The organism is Porphyromonas canoris, from assembly GCF_000769115.1.
Lineage (GTDB): Bacteria > Bacteroidota > Bacteroidia > Bacteroidales > Porphyromonadaceae > Porphyromonas_A > Porphyromonas_A canoris.
Genome location: NZ_JQZV01000013.1, coordinates 942,713 through 958,706, shown reverse-complemented (window position 1 = coordinate 958,706; position 15,994 = coordinate 942,713). Strand labels below are relative to the sequence as shown.

General features: G+C 42.2%; 14 protein-coding genes. 10 read left to right on the top strand and 4 right to left on the bottom strand.

The genetic code is table 11. The features are described 5' to 3' along the window. Positions 1–33: 33 nt before the first annotated feature. Positions 34–1,407, bottom strand: coding sequence for a chromosomal replication initiator protein DnaA (dnaA, locus tag HQ43_RS09080; RefSeq protein WP_036792908.1), 1,374 nt, complete (start codon positions 1,405–1,407; stop codon positions 34–36). 323 nt (positions 1,408–1,730) lie between these two features. On the opposite strand from dnaA, the gene HQ43_RS09075 reads away from it, so the two are divergent. From HQ43_RS09075 to HQ43_RS09060, 4 genes are all read left to right on the top strand, one after another. Continuing rightward, entirely contained in the window at positions 1,731–2,318 is a 588-nt protein-coding gene (locus HQ43_RS09075; protein WP_036792495.1) for a LemA family protein, read from the top strand. Positions 2,319–2,428: 110 nt separating this feature from the next. Continuing rightward, positions 2,429–3,718 (top strand): TPM domain-containing protein, encoded by a 1,290-nt coding sequence (locus tag HQ43_RS09070; protein WP_036792493.1) that lies wholly within the window; start codon positions 2,429–2,431, stop codon positions 3,716–3,718. Positions 3,719–3,794: 76 nt separating this feature from the next. Next, on the top strand, positions 3,795–5,342 hold the full coding sequence (gltX, locus tag HQ43_RS09065; RefSeq protein WP_036792488.1) for a glutamate--tRNA ligase: 1,548 nt from the start codon (positions 3,795–3,797) through the stop codon (positions 5,340–5,342). Beyond that, a complete protein-coding gene (locus HQ43_RS09060; RefSeq protein WP_036792485.1) occupies positions 5,342–6,625 on the top strand; it encodes a 3-deoxy-D-manno-octulosonic acid transferase in 1,284 nt (427 codons plus the stop codon). Before gltX ends, HQ43_RS09060 begins: the two co-directional genes overlap by 1 nt. A gap of 214 nt (positions 6,626–6,839) precedes the next feature. On the opposite strand, the gene obgE is transcribed toward HQ43_RS09060, so the two are convergent. From obgE to HQ43_RS09045, 3 genes are all read right to left on the bottom strand, one after another. Further along, complete coding sequence (obgE, locus tag HQ43_RS09055) at positions 6,840–7,994, bottom strand: GTPase ObgE (protein ID WP_036792477.1); 1,155 nt, start codon at positions 7,992–7,994, stop codon at positions 6,840–6,842. Positions 7,995–8,015: 21 nt separating this feature from the next. Further along, positions 8,016–8,591 carry an adenylate kinase gene (locus HQ43_RS09050; RefSeq protein ID WP_036792475.1) on the bottom strand — a complete coding sequence of 192 codons (576 nt, stop codon included), beginning with the start codon at positions 8,589–8,591 and terminating at the stop codon, positions 8,016–8,018. Between the two features lie 70 nt (positions 8,592–8,661). After that, positions 8,662–9,204, bottom strand: coding sequence for a phosphoribosyltransferase (locus HQ43_RS09045; RefSeq protein WP_036792472.1), 543 nt, complete (start codon positions 9,202–9,204; stop codon positions 8,662–8,664). Positions 9,205–9,775: 571 nt separating this feature from the next. Between HQ43_RS09045 and ychF the strand changes: the two genes are divergently transcribed. The 6 genes from ychF to mnmA all read left to right on the top strand — a co-directional run bounded on the left by ychF (position 9,776) and on the right by mnmA (position 15,992). Beyond that, a complete protein-coding gene (gene ychF / locus HQ43_RS09040) occupies positions 9,776–10,879 on the top strand; it encodes a redox-regulated ATPase YchF (protein WP_036792470.1) in 1,104 nt (367 codons plus the stop codon). Positions 10,880–10,945: 66 nt separating this feature from the next. Next, entirely contained in the window at positions 10,946–11,674 is a 729-nt protein-coding gene (locus HQ43_RS09035) for a Bax inhibitor-1/YccA family protein (protein ID WP_052079317.1), read from the top strand. Positions 11,675–11,687: 13 nt separating this feature from the next. Further along, positions 11,688–12,317: a hypothetical protein gene (locus HQ43_RS09030; protein ID WP_152567512.1), complete on the top strand. Its 630-nt coding sequence runs from the start codon at positions 11,688–11,690 to the stop codon at positions 12,315–12,317. Between the two features lie 9 nt (positions 12,318–12,326). After that, a complete protein-coding gene (smpB, locus tag HQ43_RS09025; RefSeq protein WP_036792465.1) occupies positions 12,327–12,797 on the top strand; it encodes an SsrA-binding protein in 471 nt (156 codons plus the stop codon). 39 nt (positions 12,798–12,836) lie between these two features. Then, complete coding sequence (gene metG / locus HQ43_RS09020) at positions 12,837–14,888, top strand: methionine--tRNA ligase (protein ID WP_036792462.1); 2,052 nt, start codon at positions 12,837–12,839, stop codon at positions 14,886–14,888. 6 nt (positions 14,889–14,894) lie between these two features. Beyond that, the gene (mnmA, locus tag HQ43_RS09015; RefSeq protein ID WP_036792460.1) at positions 14,895–15,992 is read left to right on the top strand and encodes a tRNA 2-thiouridine(34) synthase MnmA; all 1,098 of its coding nucleotides are present in this window, start codon (positions 14,895–14,897) and stop codon (positions 15,990–15,992) included. The last annotated feature ends 2 nt before the right edge of the window (positions 15,993–15,994 follow it).

Below are 15,994 nucleotides of genomic sequence, written 5' to 3'. Positions count from 1 at the left end.
CTGAGTGTATCATGCGAAAGCAAGAATGCCTTCCTACACCAAAAGAGATTTGATCTCCGCAATATCCTCTGCGATATTGGGAGCATTTGTGCTCAAAAGATTTTCTATACTCTTGCAGGCATAGATGACAGTAGAGTGATCCTGCCCTCCGACTTCTGCTCCGATAACAGAGAAAGAGCTATCTGTAAGCTCTTTGCAGAGATACATTGCAATCTGTCTGGATAAAACGATCTGACGCTTTCGGCATTTCTGCTGCAATAAATGAGGTTCTATATCGAAATGAGAGCAGACAGCTTCAACAATGTCTTGGATTGTGATAACCTTTTTCTCATACTTCACATACTGCTTCAATATCTTCGTCGTAAGCTCCATAGATATAGGCTTATGACTCATAGTATGGTGAGCGAAGAGTGTTTTAGTAACGCCTTCCAACTCTCGAACATTTTGGGAGGTTGACGCAATAATAATATCGAAGACCTCTTGAGGGAGTGAAATGTTATACTGACCCATCATGCGAGTCAGAATCTTTTTTCTAAGTTCGGTATCCGGACGCTCTATTTCAGCCGTCAGCCCCCATTTCATTCTTGTATAAAGACGCTCTTCAAGTCCGTCAAGATCTACGGCCGGGCGGTCGGATGTCATTATAATATGGCGTCCTAAAGCTCTAAGATTATTGAAAATCTGGAAAAAAGCACTCTGGGTACTTACTGCATCTCTCAACTCTTGGACATCATCCAAGAGCAGAATATCCATATTCTGATAGAATTGAATGAAGTCTTCCGGACGTTTTCTCCTGTAAGAAGCTTCTACATACTGCATTTTGAACATCTGTGCCGATACATAAACAACGCGTTTTTCGGGATAAGAGTTCAAGATAGCATTTCCTATCGCGTGCAAGATATGCGTTTTCCCAACGCCTGAAGCTCCATAAATGAACAATGGATTGAATAAAGAACTTCCCGGATTGGCTATAATGGCTTGAGCAGCATTATATACCATCAAATTTGAATCGCCATAAACATAGGAGTCAAAAGTGAGTTGAGGTTCAAGATTCGTTCTAAAGGGAGATTTTTGAGAATTGTCAGAATTTTTAACAGAAGTGCTTATGGCTTGTACATCTACCTTTTCAGCAGAATATTTGGGTACGGCAACACCCTCAAATATTTCGTATTCAAGCTCAAAATTTTCCCCAATATACTTTTCGAGAGATCTCTTAAACGGATCTTTATACTGCTTCTCTATATGGTCAAAATGAAGCTCCGAAGGTAATCTTAGCGTGAGCTTTTTACCCTCCAAACTAACAGGAACGATCGGCGCGAACCATCGGGTATAATCCGAAGGAGAGCTGATCTCTTCACTGATGTAGCTTAGACATTGCTGCCAAACTTGTTGGAGAATATGATTCATTCTTTCTATATAGTTTATCATTCGAGCCAAAACTTTTGGCTTTTAGTAAGTGCAAAGTTTGGGAAAATAAAGAAGAAAAAAAAATGACCCTTTTGTTGCTTTTTTTGATACCCCTTACTGACAAGAAATTAGGGGTAAGTGGTTGCTTTGTAGTGCTCTATTTTTCTATCTAAATGTTAAACCGTTGGGTAGCAGGTAGGTTCTCCCCAAATGTAAATAATGTTATTTTTTGCTAATATAGAGCTTCTTGTTTGATAGTCAAATAATTGAAAAATTAGGGCTATCTTTGTTACACAAATCGTTTAACAAATTACGAAACAAATATGAGAAAATCTAAGACGTTAATTGCAGTAATAGTAGTATTGGGCATTCTTGCATTTTATTTGGGAAGTCAGTATAACAGAATGGTTGTATTGGACGAAGAGGTAAAAGCATCTTGGGGACAGGTGGAAAATGTTTACCAGAGAAGAGCCGACCTTATACCTAATTTGGTCAATACCGTAAAGGGATATGCCAATCACGAAAAAAGCACTTTGGAGAGTGTGATCCAAGCAAGAGCGAGTGCCACTCAAGTCAAAGTTGATCCTGAGAACTTAACGGCTAAGGATATGGAAGAGTTCATGGCAAAACAAAGTGAACTTTCCAGTGCCTTGAGCAGGCTTCTTGTTTCAGTTGAAGCATATCCGGATCTTAAGGCAAACGAGAATTTCAAAATGCTTCAAGTGCAGTTGGAAGGGACAGAGAATCGCATTACTGTAGAGAGAGCTAGATTCAATGATGTTGTAAAGAATTATAATCAATACATCCGAAAGTTCCCCAAAAACTTGGTTGCAAGTATATTCGGATTTGGAGTAAAGCCTCTTTTTGAAGCTAAAGAAGGAGCGGATGTTGCTCCGGAAGTGCAGTTTTAATAGGGCTATCCTCTTAAGGAAATGCTAAGCATGAAGATCTAAACCTTCTTGCTTAGCATTTTTAGATATTAAACGTGCCTGTTTTTATCATATAAACCTCAATCTGACCAATGAGTTGTTTTCATTCCAAACTTAAATCTCTCTTTTTTCTGCTTCTTGTTCTGAATACATCTTTCTTGAATGCTCAAACGATAAGGAATGTTGATGATGTCAAGAATGTTCAGAAAGCGGATGCCTCTCTGTATATAACAGATGAGTCGAAGCTTTTGAGCCCTTCGGCCTATAATGAAGCCAATCAACTGATAGGTAATATCCGAGAAGAGATGGGCGTCGAGATAGCAATAGTGATATTGGAAAGCATTGATGGGCAGGATCTGCAAAGCTTTGCACACAATATCCTAAATACATGGGGAGTTGGCTCTAAGAGTGATGATAATGGGCTGGTGATACTATATGTTTACAAGCCAGAAGAGAGAGGAATATCATTTGAAGTAGGTTATGGGTTGGAGCATGTACTGCCTGATGCTCTCTGTTATATGATACAGAAAGAAGATATGATACCTTATCTAAAGGCTGGAAATCCTGATAAAGCGATAATAGAGGGAATAAAATCTATAGAAAAGAACTTGAGAGAGGAGTATGACTCCACCACAAAATCTTTTACTGTTAGGACTCCGAGTGTCTGGGATGATAAAGAACTACAGCTGTATTGGACTATCATAAAGTATGGTTTTCTTATTTCATACATTTCGGGATTTCTTTTAATGTTTCTGATAACCGGTGCCAATATCAAGGGTGGAGATGGAAGAACTCCCGTGGAGCGTTATCTGAAAGCGGAGTTGACGGCGAAAAGATTATTTCTAAGTCTGTTTGCTATACTTTTTCTTCCCGTAGTTCTTTATTATAAGTTACTTTGGATTTTCGTCTATAAAAAGAAGCTATCTTCTCAGATGCAGAAATGCGTTGCATGCCACACGGACAATAGTATTACACTTCATCGTACTCCCAATGAAGTGCTTCCGTATCTTACGACAAAGGAGAGTATCGAACAAAATATCGGATCCGTATCATACATAGCGGCAACATGCCGATTTTGTAATAATAAAGAGGTATATGGGACTCTTAAATACTCACCATACATACAATGTCCCAATTGTAAAGGTATAACAATGAGAAAAGAAAATACCTCTATTACCCCAAACTACATATATACAACATACTTCTGCTTATACTGCAAACACACCAAGGAGGATAAGGCTCCTCGATTATCCTCTGCATCTTCTGCGGCACTCGGAGCAGCAATTGGGGCTGTTGGAGGATTTAGAGGAGGTGGAGGTTCCTTTGGAGGTGGCTTCGGGGGAGGACGATCTGGAGGAGGTGGAGCAACTACTCGTTTTTAGTAGTCCCTATAACACTCATATCATCAGTAATAACTACCTTTGTGATCCGTGATTATACATATAAAACAGTTCGTTTATGAAAAATAACAACATAGATAGAAGAGTTCGAGTACGTTTTGCTCCAAGTCCGACAGGCCCTCTGCACATAGGTGGTGCCAGAACAGCCTTATATAACTATCTCTTTGCTCGTCAAAACGGGGGAGATATGATTATTCGGATAGAAGATACAGACAGCCATAGGTTTGTTCCTGGAGCAGAAGATTATATCATAGAAGCACTTCACTGGTTGGGTATAGAGATAGATGAAGGTATCGGGACTACGCCGGAAGGTCCTCATGCTCCTTATCGTCAAAGTGAGCGTCGCGATATATACAGGAACTATGTAGGACAACTCCTTTCAGAGGGAAAGGCTTATTATGCTTTCGATACCCCTGAAGAGTTGGAGAAATACAGAGCCGAAATTCCGAACTTCCAGTATGACGCCCAAAATCGTCTTTCTTTGAGAAACTCTCTATCTCTTACAGAAGAAGAGGTAAAGAAGTTGATAGCAGATGGTACTCAGTATGTCGTGCGTTTGAAGATAGAGCCGGATGTTGATATAACAGTCAATGACATCATCAGAGGAGAGGTAGTCATCAACTCTTCTGTTCTTGATGACAAAGTGTTATATAAAAGTGCAGATGATCTTCCGACCTACCACTTGGCAAATGTCGTAGATGATCATCTCATGGAGATAAGTCATGTCATTCGCGGTGAAGAGTGGTTGCCATCCTCACCTTTGCACGTATTATTATATCGTGCATTCGGATGGGAAGATACCATGCCTCAGTTTGCCCACCTGCCTCTACTGCTTAAACCTGAAGGCAATGGCAAGCTAAGCAAAAGAGATGGAGACAGACTCGGATTCCCCGTATTCCCTTTGCTTTGGACGGATCCAGTTACTCAAGCCATAAGTTCAGGCTATAGAGAAAGCGGGTATCTCCCTAATGCTGTTGTCAACTTCCTTGCTCTGTTGGGTTGGAATTCGGGAACAGATCAGGAGATATTCTCAATGAAAGAGTTGATAGACTCGTTCGATCTGAAAAAATGTTCCAAGAGTGGCGCTAAGTTTGACTACGAAAAAGGAAAATGGTTCAATCATAAATATATCCAAGAACTCTCCGGAAGAGATATTGTATTGCTTGCAAAGGCTCACATAGAAAGAGCCAATCTTCCTTATGATGAAGATAGACTGGCTGCAGCCACCGAGATCATAAAAGATCGTATAACGTTGCTTTCGGATCTCCCGGCTCTTATCTCTTTCTTCTTTGTCGCACCAACCTCTTATGACGAAAGTGCTATCAAAAAAAGGTGGAAGGAAGACACTCTTGCTCAGCTGCAAGAAGTGTACTCTTGTCTTACTTCAATAACAGATTGGAAGTCGGCTCATTTGGAAGATACGCTCAAGTCGTTCATCACTGAAAAGGGATTCAACCTCGGAGGCATTATGAATCCTCTTCGTCTTAGCCTTGTAGGAGCTCTTCAAGGACCTCATCTATTCGACATTCTTGAGTTCATTGGGAAAGATGAGACACTGGCAAGAATAGAAAAAGCGATAGATACAATAGGATCTCTCAAGCAATAATGAGTAGTGTCTTATACAATACCGGAGTAAAGGCTTACTTCACTCTTCTTCGGCTGATCTCTCCTTGGCATCCGAAAGCAAAAAAGATGATACAAGGCAGGCGGCATGCTCTTTCCGATCTTGAACAGAAGAGAAAAAAAGGAGTGCCAACGATATGGATGCATGTCTCCTCTTTGGGAGAGTACGAGCAAGGGCATCCTCTTTTGGAGCGGATAAGAAAAGATCTTCCGGAAGCAGAGGTTGTGCTGACGTTCTTCTCTCCTTCTGGATATGATGTGCGCTGTAACACGCCATTAGCCGATATTGTAACCTATCTTCCGGCAGACACATCTCCGGAGCTGAAGACCTTTATAGAGACTCTGAATCCAACGATAGCACTCTTTGTAAAGTATGAATTTTGGCTCAATACCATCTCTATATTGCATCAAAAAAGAGTTCCCGTATTCTTGGTTTCTGCCATTTTCCGCCCCAAACAGGTCTTTTTCAAATCTTGGGGAAGAGAGTTCAAAGAGGCTCTAAGGCTGTATGATCATCTTTTTGTGCAGGATGAGAACTCCTTGCAACTGCTCAAAAGCATCGGTCTAAGCAACGATAAAATTACCATAGCCGGAGATACGAGAGCAGACAGAGTGTGTCAGATAGCAGCTCAACCGAAAAAGATAAAAGAAGCCGAGTATCTCAGGGAAGATGCCAAGCGAAAAGGGCAACTTGTTTTGGTCATCGGAAGCAGTTGGGAAGAGGACGAAAAGATCATCCTGCCCTATCTTCTCACTCTTGATAATATAAGACTTATCATTGCCCCACATGAAGTTCATGAAAAGCATTTGTCCCATTTGGAAGAGCTCATCGGGAAGTCCAATCTGGTCTATCTCTCCCACAAACCATTCGAAGCAGAGATAGCCAATGCCAAAGCCCTTATCATAGATGGTTACGGACTTCTTTCTTCGCTGTACAGATATGCGGACATTACCTACGTAGGAGGTGGTTTTGGGAAAGGGATACACAACACGCTCGAAGCAATAGCATTTGGAGCACCCGTCGTGTTTGGTCCTAAATATCATAAGTTCAGGGAAGCAGTCTCTCTCCTAAAAGAAGGAGGTGGTTTCTCCATCGCATCCAAGGAGGAGGCAGACCTGCTTATGGCAAAACTCATCTCCGATAAAGATTACCGCCAAACAGCAGGAGACAGAGCTGAAAGATATTTATCCGCAAACAAGGGAGCCACAGACGCTATTTTTGCAAAGATTTCCGATACATTGGAAAACCGGTTTAACAGCCGATAAATATGATGAAAGCTATATAGGAATCAGCGGAAAGTCCATAAGGATTTCCGGAGAAAGGTTCTCGGACAGCTTCGGAAAGTGCATCAAAGAAGCTATTCCATAAAGATCAAGAAGGTCAAAAAACATTTGAGGAGACTTGTTAAAGCAACAAGCCTCCTCAAATATTTTTATCGAGCATGTAGATAAAGACTCTTTGGGAAGGGATCCATAAGAGTTACCAATCCACTTCTACATCGGTCTCATCGGGGTCATAATACTCCTCATCTTCTTCCTCTTCAAAGTAGATAGAGTCCATGTCGAAGTCATCCTCAAGGAATGATGCCGACAACCCTTCTCTCATATTCTTTCTTACAATGTTAGAGACATCGTGTCTGTTGTCCGACACAATGGCTTGCCAGATCGTATCTTTCAAAAGCTGCAATCCCTGCCCGGAAACGGAGGAGAAAAAGACGGTCTTTACTCCTTCCGGAAGATGTTCGGAGAGCATCTCTTTCAGCTCATCATCTATAAGATCGCACTTGGAAATTCCCAAGACACGATTTTTCTCAAGCAGTTCGGGGTTATACTTCTCAAGTTCGGACAGCAGGATCTCATACTCCCTGGTTATATCATCCGCATCGGCAGGGACAAGGAAAAGCAGAACCGAATTTCTCTCGATGTGTCTCAAAAAACGGAGTCCAAGCCCACGGCCTTCCGCCGCACCCTCTATAATGCCCGGAATGTCTGCCATCACGAAAGATTTGTGATCCCTGTACGAAACAATCCCCAGGCTTGGCTCCAGTGTGGTAAAAGGATAGTTTGCAATCTTGGGTTTTGCTGCAGAGACAGAAGAGAGGAGGGTACTTTTCCCTGCATTAGGGAATCCCACCAAGCCTACATCTGCAAGCAGTTTGAGTTGTAGGATAACCATTCTCTCCTGAGCCGGTTCTCCGGGTTGGGCGTAACGTGGTGCCTGGTTGGTAGGAGTCTTGAAATGAGTATTCCCAAGTCCGCCCCGACCTCCTTGCAGAAGCAAAATCACTTCATCATGATCGTTCACTTCGCAGATGTAGTCGCCTGTTTCGGCATCATACGCCACTGTTCCGCACGGCACATCTATATATATATCCGCACCGGCTTTTCCTGTGGAATTTTTGCTTGATCCCGGCTCTCCGCTTTCGGCAACCTTATGCCTGTCGTACTTCAAGTGGAGAAGCGTCCAAAAGTTACGGTTACCTCTCAGAAAGATGCTACCGCCTCTACCGCCGTCTCCTCCGTCCGGCCCCCCCTTAGGGATATATTTTTCTCTCCTGAAATGGGCAGAACCACGCCCTCCCTTTCCGGATTTGCAATAGATCTTTACGTAATCTATAAAATTGGATTCTGCCATAGGAAAAACTTCTTTTGCTCTTTATAATACACTGTCTATTGCTTCGGATATGGATGCAAAGATGTCATCCATCTCTCCCAAACCATTTATGGGAGTAAGAGTACCTTCCTTTCTGAAATACTCTTTCAGTGGAAAAGTCTGATTGTTATATACGACAAGACGAGACTTTATGGCCTCAAGGTTGTCATCGCTTCTACCGCTTATCTTTCCACGCTCCAGCAATCTTCTGATAAGCTCATCCTCCGGAACGTTAAGATCCAATACAATAGAAACCTCACAATCATGCCTTGCCAGCATACGTTTCAACGCATCGGCTTGAGGAATGGTACGAGGGAAACCATCGAAAATGAAACCTTTGACCTTGCCCAACTTCCCTTCTAAGTGGTGTTCCAACATAGCTACCACATCTTCATCAGGTACAAGGTGTCCCTCCTTTATATAGTCTTGCGCCAATATCCCAAGAGATGTTTGGTCTGCAATCTCTTTTCTCAAGATATCTCCGGTAGAGATATGTTCCAGCCCAAAAGTTTGGGCAATTCTTGCACTTTGGGTCCCTTTTCCCGAACCGGGCGCACCAAATATTAAAACATTTATCATAACAATACGTTATTCTTGTGTTTGATACAGTTCGTTTTAGTGTTGTTTGCTCTTAAAGAGCCTGTTAGTTTTATTCTATGAGTTTGTATATGTCTTTATAGAGACGTCCTCTTCCGTCATAATCCAAGCCATGACCTACGATAAAATCGGGTGGGATTTCCAAACCAAGATAGTCCGGTTTGACATCCACTACCTTCGGAGCATCCGGTTTATGCAGAAGCACAGCCAGCTTTACCTCTTTTGCTCCTCTCGATGTATAGAGAGCACGTATATGATCCAGCGTGAGACCGGAGTCGATGAGATCTTCCAATATAATGACATGACGACCTTCCACCGAAATTTGAGGCTTCATAATCTCCTGAATAGCACCTGTCGAGCGTGTCCCGCTATAAGAAGCATATTGTGCGAAGCAGAGTTGATAGTCTCCATCTATCTCTCTCATCAGCTCGGATGTAAACATAAAGGAGCCGTTGAGAATGCAGATAAAAAGAGGATTCTTATCTCCCATATCGGCAACAATCTCTTTTGCCATTCGCTTTATCTGTGGCTGGATTTCAGAGTCATGGATATAGATCGAAAAACTCTTATCGTTAAGTGTTATTTGTGCTGGCATAATTCTTAGTCCATTATAATTAAAAGGAAGAACAAAGTTAGGGAAAAATAACATAGGTGAGACATATAGAGACGATTAGCGAGTCTCTTTTTTGAAAAACAGGGTAGTGGAGAGCTTTGTAAAAGAGTTTGAATCCGGAGTATGGTAAAGCGTTAGCCCTTTTCGGGTAATCCCAAAAACAAATCTGTTTTATCCTATTTGAAAGATGATTTGAACGTTAAAAGAAGTGTTTCTAAACATTTAGAGATTTATAAATCAAGCCCTTAATTGTGGAAATCAAGCCTTGAGTAGAGGCTTTCAAGATTTGATGTGCACCAATCAAGCCTTGAAACCAAAGTCTGAATATAAATAACCAAACTATTGTTAAGCTTAAGACACTTTTTGGGAGCTATTAAAAAATAGTAGGGAAGGGGGAGATTGTAGCAGCGAAACAAACAAGAGAAAATTTCGGAATAGATTTCGTGAACCATTTATCCGTCACAATGTGCTTTACTTGTGTTGGGCACAAAATCACTATCTTTGTAAACTCAAAAGATTATACACAGATAAATATAGAACTCAATACAAAGATATGGCTCTACAATGCGGTATCGTAGGTCTTCCCAACGTGGGGAAATCTACCCTTTTTAATTGTCTTTCCAATGCAAAAGCACAGAGTGCAAACTTTCCATTCTGTACCATAGAACCCAATGTGGGAGTTATAACCGTTCCGGATCCAAGACTTAACGAATTGGCAAGATTGGTCAATCCGCAACGAATAGTTCCGAATACGGTTGAGATAGTCGATATTGCCGGGCTTGTCAAAGGTGCCAGCAAGGGAGAAGGTTTGGGGAATAAATTTCTTGCAAACATTAGAGAGACGGATGCGATTCTACATGTATTGCGCTGCTTTGACGATGATAACATAACTCACGTAGACGGCTCAGTGGATCCCATTAGAGATAAAGAGATCATCGACACAGAGCTTCAGCTGAAAGATTTGGAAACGGTAGAAAGCCGCATCTTAAAGGTTAAAAAACAAGCCCAAACAGGAGGGGATAAGCTTGCCGCACTGCAATGTTCAGTGTATGAACGCATCCAAGCCGCTCTTCTCAAAGGAGAGAATGCTCGTACCGTAACGTTCGACAGCAAAGATGAAGAGAAGATCGCATCCGAGCTTTATCTGCTCACTGCGAAACCTGTTCTCTATGTTTGCAATGTGGACGAAGGCTCTGCCGTTACGGGAAACAGCTATGTGGAGCAGGTCAAGGAGGCTGTCGCCGCCGAGAATGCACATATACTGGTTGTTGCGGCAAAGATAGAGAGCGAGATTGCCGAGCTTGAGACCTACGAAGAGCGTCAAATGTTTTTGAACGAAATCGGGTTGGAAGAGTCCGGTGTTTCCCGCTTGATAAGGGCGGCATACGCTCTTCTCAATCTGGAAACCTACTTCACCGCAGGTGTACAGGAGGTGAGAGCATGGCCCTACGTTAAAGGGTGGAAAGCTCCTCAGTGTGCAGGTGTGATACATACGGACTTCGAGAAGGGATTTATCCGGGCGGAGGTAATCAAGTATGACGACTATATCAAGTTCGGATCAGAGTCTGCCGTGAAAGAAGCCGGCAAAATGAGTGTCGAAGGCAAGGAATATGTGGTGCAGGATGGCGATATCATGCACTTCCGCTTCAACGTATAGAGTGATTCGAGAAAGTAATAATCATAAACCGGAAATATTATTTACCAACGAAAAACAGAATAGAACATGTACAACAATAACGATAGCTACAATGTATCTGCCCCTTATGGGCAAACGCGTATCCTGGATACGGTAACAATGCGCTCTATGTGGAGCAAGACTTATGGCTGGATGGCTCTGGCTCTTGTGGTGTCTGCTTTTGCTTCTTATATCTCTCTTAGCACAAGTATATTTGATGCCATAATGACCAGCAAAGGTCTGTTTTTCGGACTCATCATTGCCGAACTCGTTTTGGTCTTTATCCTTGCAAGAAGTATAGGCAAACTCAACTCCATGATATCATTTGCCCTCTTCATGGTTTATGCCCTCCTTAACGGTGTAACCCTCTCTGCCATACTCTATATGTACACTGCAACCAGCGTACTCTCTACCTTCCTGATTACGAGTGGTATGTTTGCCACAATGGCTTTCATAGGCTTCTTCACCAAGAAGGATTTGAGCAAGTTTGGTTCCATCTTTATGATGGCTCTTGTCGGACTGATATTGGCTTCTGTGGTTAATATCTTCTTGGGAAGCCCTTTGATGTACTGGATTGTAAGTGTTGCAGGAGTTATCATCTTCTGTGGGCTTACTGCTTACGATATCAATAAGTTCAAAAAACTGTTTGAAGAAGGCTCCATCCCGGATACGGAATCTGCCAATAAAGTGGCTCTTATGGCAGCATTGAGCTTGTATCTGGACTTCATCAATCTCTTTATCTATCTTCTTCGCATTATAGGTGCAAGAAGAGACTAAGCGAAATATAGCTTTGAAGCGAGAAAACTTTCTATCTATCTTTATTCTACTCATATCTTCCCATGTTCGTCCAAAGAAGATATGGGAAGATCTGCTGGGATTGGAGAGCAGAGGTCTCTCCAATAATACCTCTTCCGAAAGTAGAGAGTTTTTCATGATTCTCTACTTCTTCCCGTTTTTGACTCTTATTGCTCTTGTGGCTTTGGGTAGGGAAGTGGTAGAAGCAATTGCGGAAAGCGGATTCTCAAAAGAGATTCTTATCTATGCTTTTTTCAGAGTGGCATACTATATTGTGCTTATGCTTGCTTCCTTCTTTTACTGGAAAGCGGTAGGCTCTATTCATGGAAAAAAGTTCATTAAAGATAGAGAGCAGTCCGGTGGCTGGGATTTGCCCATAATGGCAGCCTTGACTTCGACTTGGTTGGTACTACTATTGTTTGCACTCTTTGGGCAACCGCATCTTCAAATATTGTGGTTTTTACCTTTTGTGTTTGTTGCAGGGCTTTGGGGAGCATACAATACTTTGGTTTATGGTTTGCAGATAACGCCTCCGATAAGCCGGAAAATATCTCTCTTTTTCGCTGTGGTGAATACGATGTTAATCGGTGTCGCAAGCGAAATTTTTTCTACCTTCCTGCTTTAGACCCTCGTTATGTCAAAAAAGAATACACAGAAAACAGTAAACATAAAGAATAAAAGGGCAACCTTTGACTACGAGATATTAGAGACTTTTGTCTGTGGTATAGTCTTGACCGGTACGGAAATCAAGAGTATTCGTCTGTCTAAAGCGTCTCTGGTAGATACATATTGTATAGTGGAAAGGGGAGAGGTATGGGTGAAGAATATGTACATAGCCGAATACTTCTACGGCTCGTACAACAACCATACAGAGAGAAGAGAAAGAAAACTTTTGCTCTCAAAAAAAGAGATTAAGAGCATACAGGAAGCTATTAAGAACAACGGTACCACCATTATTCCTACTCGACTTTTCATAAATGAGAGAGGACTTGCGAAGCTGGTCATTGCAATAGCCAAAGGTAAAAAGCAGTACGATAAGAGAGCATCTCTTAAAGAGAAAGATCTTCGTAAGGAGATGGATATGGTCAAGAAGAAATCTTGGTAATAGTTTAGACAGATAACAACAAAAATAAATATAGACTTTATGAGTGGTAAGGAGTTTAAAAGGACATTGGTAACATCTGCACTGCCTTATGCCAATGGACCTGTACATATAGGACACTTGGCAGGTGTTTACGTTCCTGCGGATATTTATGTTCGCTATCTTAGATCAAGGGGGAGAGAGGTCTTGTTCATAGGAGGATCCGATGAGCATGGAGTCCCCATCACAATAAGAGCTAAGAAAGAAGGTGTTATGCCACAAGATGTTGTAGACAGATATCACACTCTTATAAAAGACTCTTTCGAGGAGTTTGGTATAAGCTTCGACATTTACTCTCGTACGACGTCTAAAACTCACAGAGAACTGGCTTCGGAGTTTTTCCGAACACTCTATGATAAGGGAGAATTTTTGGAAATAGAGAGTGAACAGTTCTTTGACCCTGAAGCGGGACAGTTTCTTGCAGACAGATATATTGTGGGAGAGTGTCCTCACTGCCACAATGGTAAAGCGTACGGAGACCAATGCGAAGCATGTGGAACATCCCTTAGCCCGACAGACTTGATATCTCCACAGTCTGCAATCTCCGGAGCAAAACCTGTTCTAAAGTCGACAAAGCATTGGTATCTTCCTTTGGATAAGTACGAACCTTTCCTTAAAGAGTGGATTCTTGAAGGGCACAAGGAGTGGCGTAGTAATGTCTATGGCCAGTGTAAGAGCTGGTTGGATATGGGGCTACAGCCTCGTGCCGTGAGCAGAGACCTCGATTGGGGTATTCCTGTTCCTGTGGAAGGCGCAGAAGGGAAAGTACTATATGTCTGGTTTGATGCTCCTATCGGTTATATTTCAAATACTAAGGAGCTGTTACCGGATACGTGGGAAAAGTGGTGGAAAGACGAATCGACCAGAATGATTCACTTTATCGGGAAAGATAACATTGTATTCCACTGTATCGTATTCCCGACGATGTTGAAGGCAGAAGGCTCATACATCCTCCCGGATAATGTGCCATCAAATGAGTTTTTGAACCTTGAAGGAGATAAGATCTCTACATCGAGAAACTGGGCAGTATGGTTGCATGAATATCTTAGAGACTTCCCCGGTAAACAAGATGTACTGAGATATGTGCTTACCGCCAATGCTCCGGAGACAAAGGATAATGATTTCACATGGAAAGACTTCCAAAATCGAAATAATAACGAGCTGGTTGCTGTACTTGGGAACTTTGTTAATCGAACACTTGTGCTAACTCATAAGTATTACGATGGCATAGCTCCCACAATAGAGTCATTGCCGGAGGCGGATAAAGAGATACTTTCTGAGATTTCTAAGTATAAGGAAAAGATAGAACAGCTGTTGGAGACATTCCATATTAGAGATGCTCAACGTGAAGCAATGAATATAGCACGATTGGGTAACAAATATCTTGCAGATGCAGAGCCTTGGAAAGTGATTCGCACAGACCCGGATCGTGTCAAAGAGATTATGCACGTTGCCCTTCAGATTACAGCTAATCTGGTTATTGCTTTTGAACCATTTCTCCCTCATTCGGCAGAAAAACTTTCTCGAATGCTTCGTGTAGACCTTGCTTCTCTCGATTGGGATATGCTTGGAGCTACAGACCTTGTACCGGGAGGACATCAAATAGGAGAAGCAAATCTGCTTTTTGAAAAAATAGAAGATGCCACCATAGAAGTTCAACTCAAGAAACTGGAGCAAACAAAAGCAGACAATGCAAAAATGGAGGCTAAGCCTGAACCATTTTTACCCGATACAGACTTTGATTCGTTTATGAAAATGGATCTTCGTGTCGGTACCGTGTTGGAGTGTGAACGTATACCAAAGAGCGACAAACTGCTTCGTTTTCTCCTTGATGACGGCTCAGGTTCTCCTCGCACAATAGTTTCAGGAATCGCAGAATACTACGCCCCGGAAACTCTCATAGGACAACAAGTTTGTTTTATAGCCAATCTTCCTCCCCGTAAGCTTAGAGGAGTAGAAAGTTCGGGAATGATTTTATCTGCAGTTTCTCCTGATAAAAAACTGATTTTAATCTCTCCGAAAGAGGAAATAGCTCCCGGCTCCAAAATTTCTTAATCCTATATGATACTTTCTCCCAATAGCTCTGTTGCTGCTCTCATATCGGGTGGTGTGGATAGTTCCGTAGCACTTCACCTGCTGTGTGAAGCCGGTTTTCGTCCCCATCTTTTCTATATCCAGATTGGGATGAAAGAGAGTGGCTTTTTGGACTGCCCCTCTGAAGAGGATATTGAAATGGCTAACTGGCTTAGCCGCCACTATAATCTTCCTCTTGAGAAAGTCTCTCTGCATAAAGAGTATTGGGATTATGTCGTTTCTTACACTCTTGAAACCGTAAAGGCAGGACTTACTCCGCATCCGGACATGATGTGTAACAAACTCATTAAGTTTGGATTCTTCAATACGTATTGGGGTAAAAACTTTGATGCAATAGCCACTGGACACTATGCGGATAAAGTTATCATTGATGGGATACATCATCTTGCTACGGCCGTCGATCCGGTAAAAGATCAAACCGATTTCCTCGCTCAAATCTCGTATGAACAGCTCTGCAAGGCGTATTTTCCGTTAGGGAGATTGCCAAAGAAAGAAGTCAGACAGATTGCTGAAAAGGAAGGTCTTGTCACGGCACACCGTAAGGATAGTCAGGGAATCTGTTTTTTGGGAAAGATCAACTACAATGACTTTCTACGTCAATACCTTGGAGAAAAACCGGGAAAGATTGTAGACATAGATACCGGTGCCGTCTTGGGAGAACACAAGGGGTATTGGTTTCATACGATAGGGCAGAGGAAAGGATTGGGCTTGAGTGGTGGTCCGTGGTTTGTAGTGAGAAAGGAGGTAGAGGAAAATACTATCTTCGTAAGTCGTGGATACGATCCGGATCTTCAATATGGTAATATAGTGGATATGAATGAGGTTAATTTTATATCCATTAGTCCTTTCCCGGAAGAATCAGACTCTATACCCATTACATTTAAGGTACGGCATACACCGGAATTCACATCCGGTACACTTATTAAGGAAGATGGGTTTTATCGTGTCTATAGCCGTGAACGAATACAAGGAATAGCACCGGGACAGTATTGTACACTATATAGTCAGGATGCCAAACTTTGCTATGGATCCGGAATGATTATAGGAGGTGCAATGAAAGAATAACG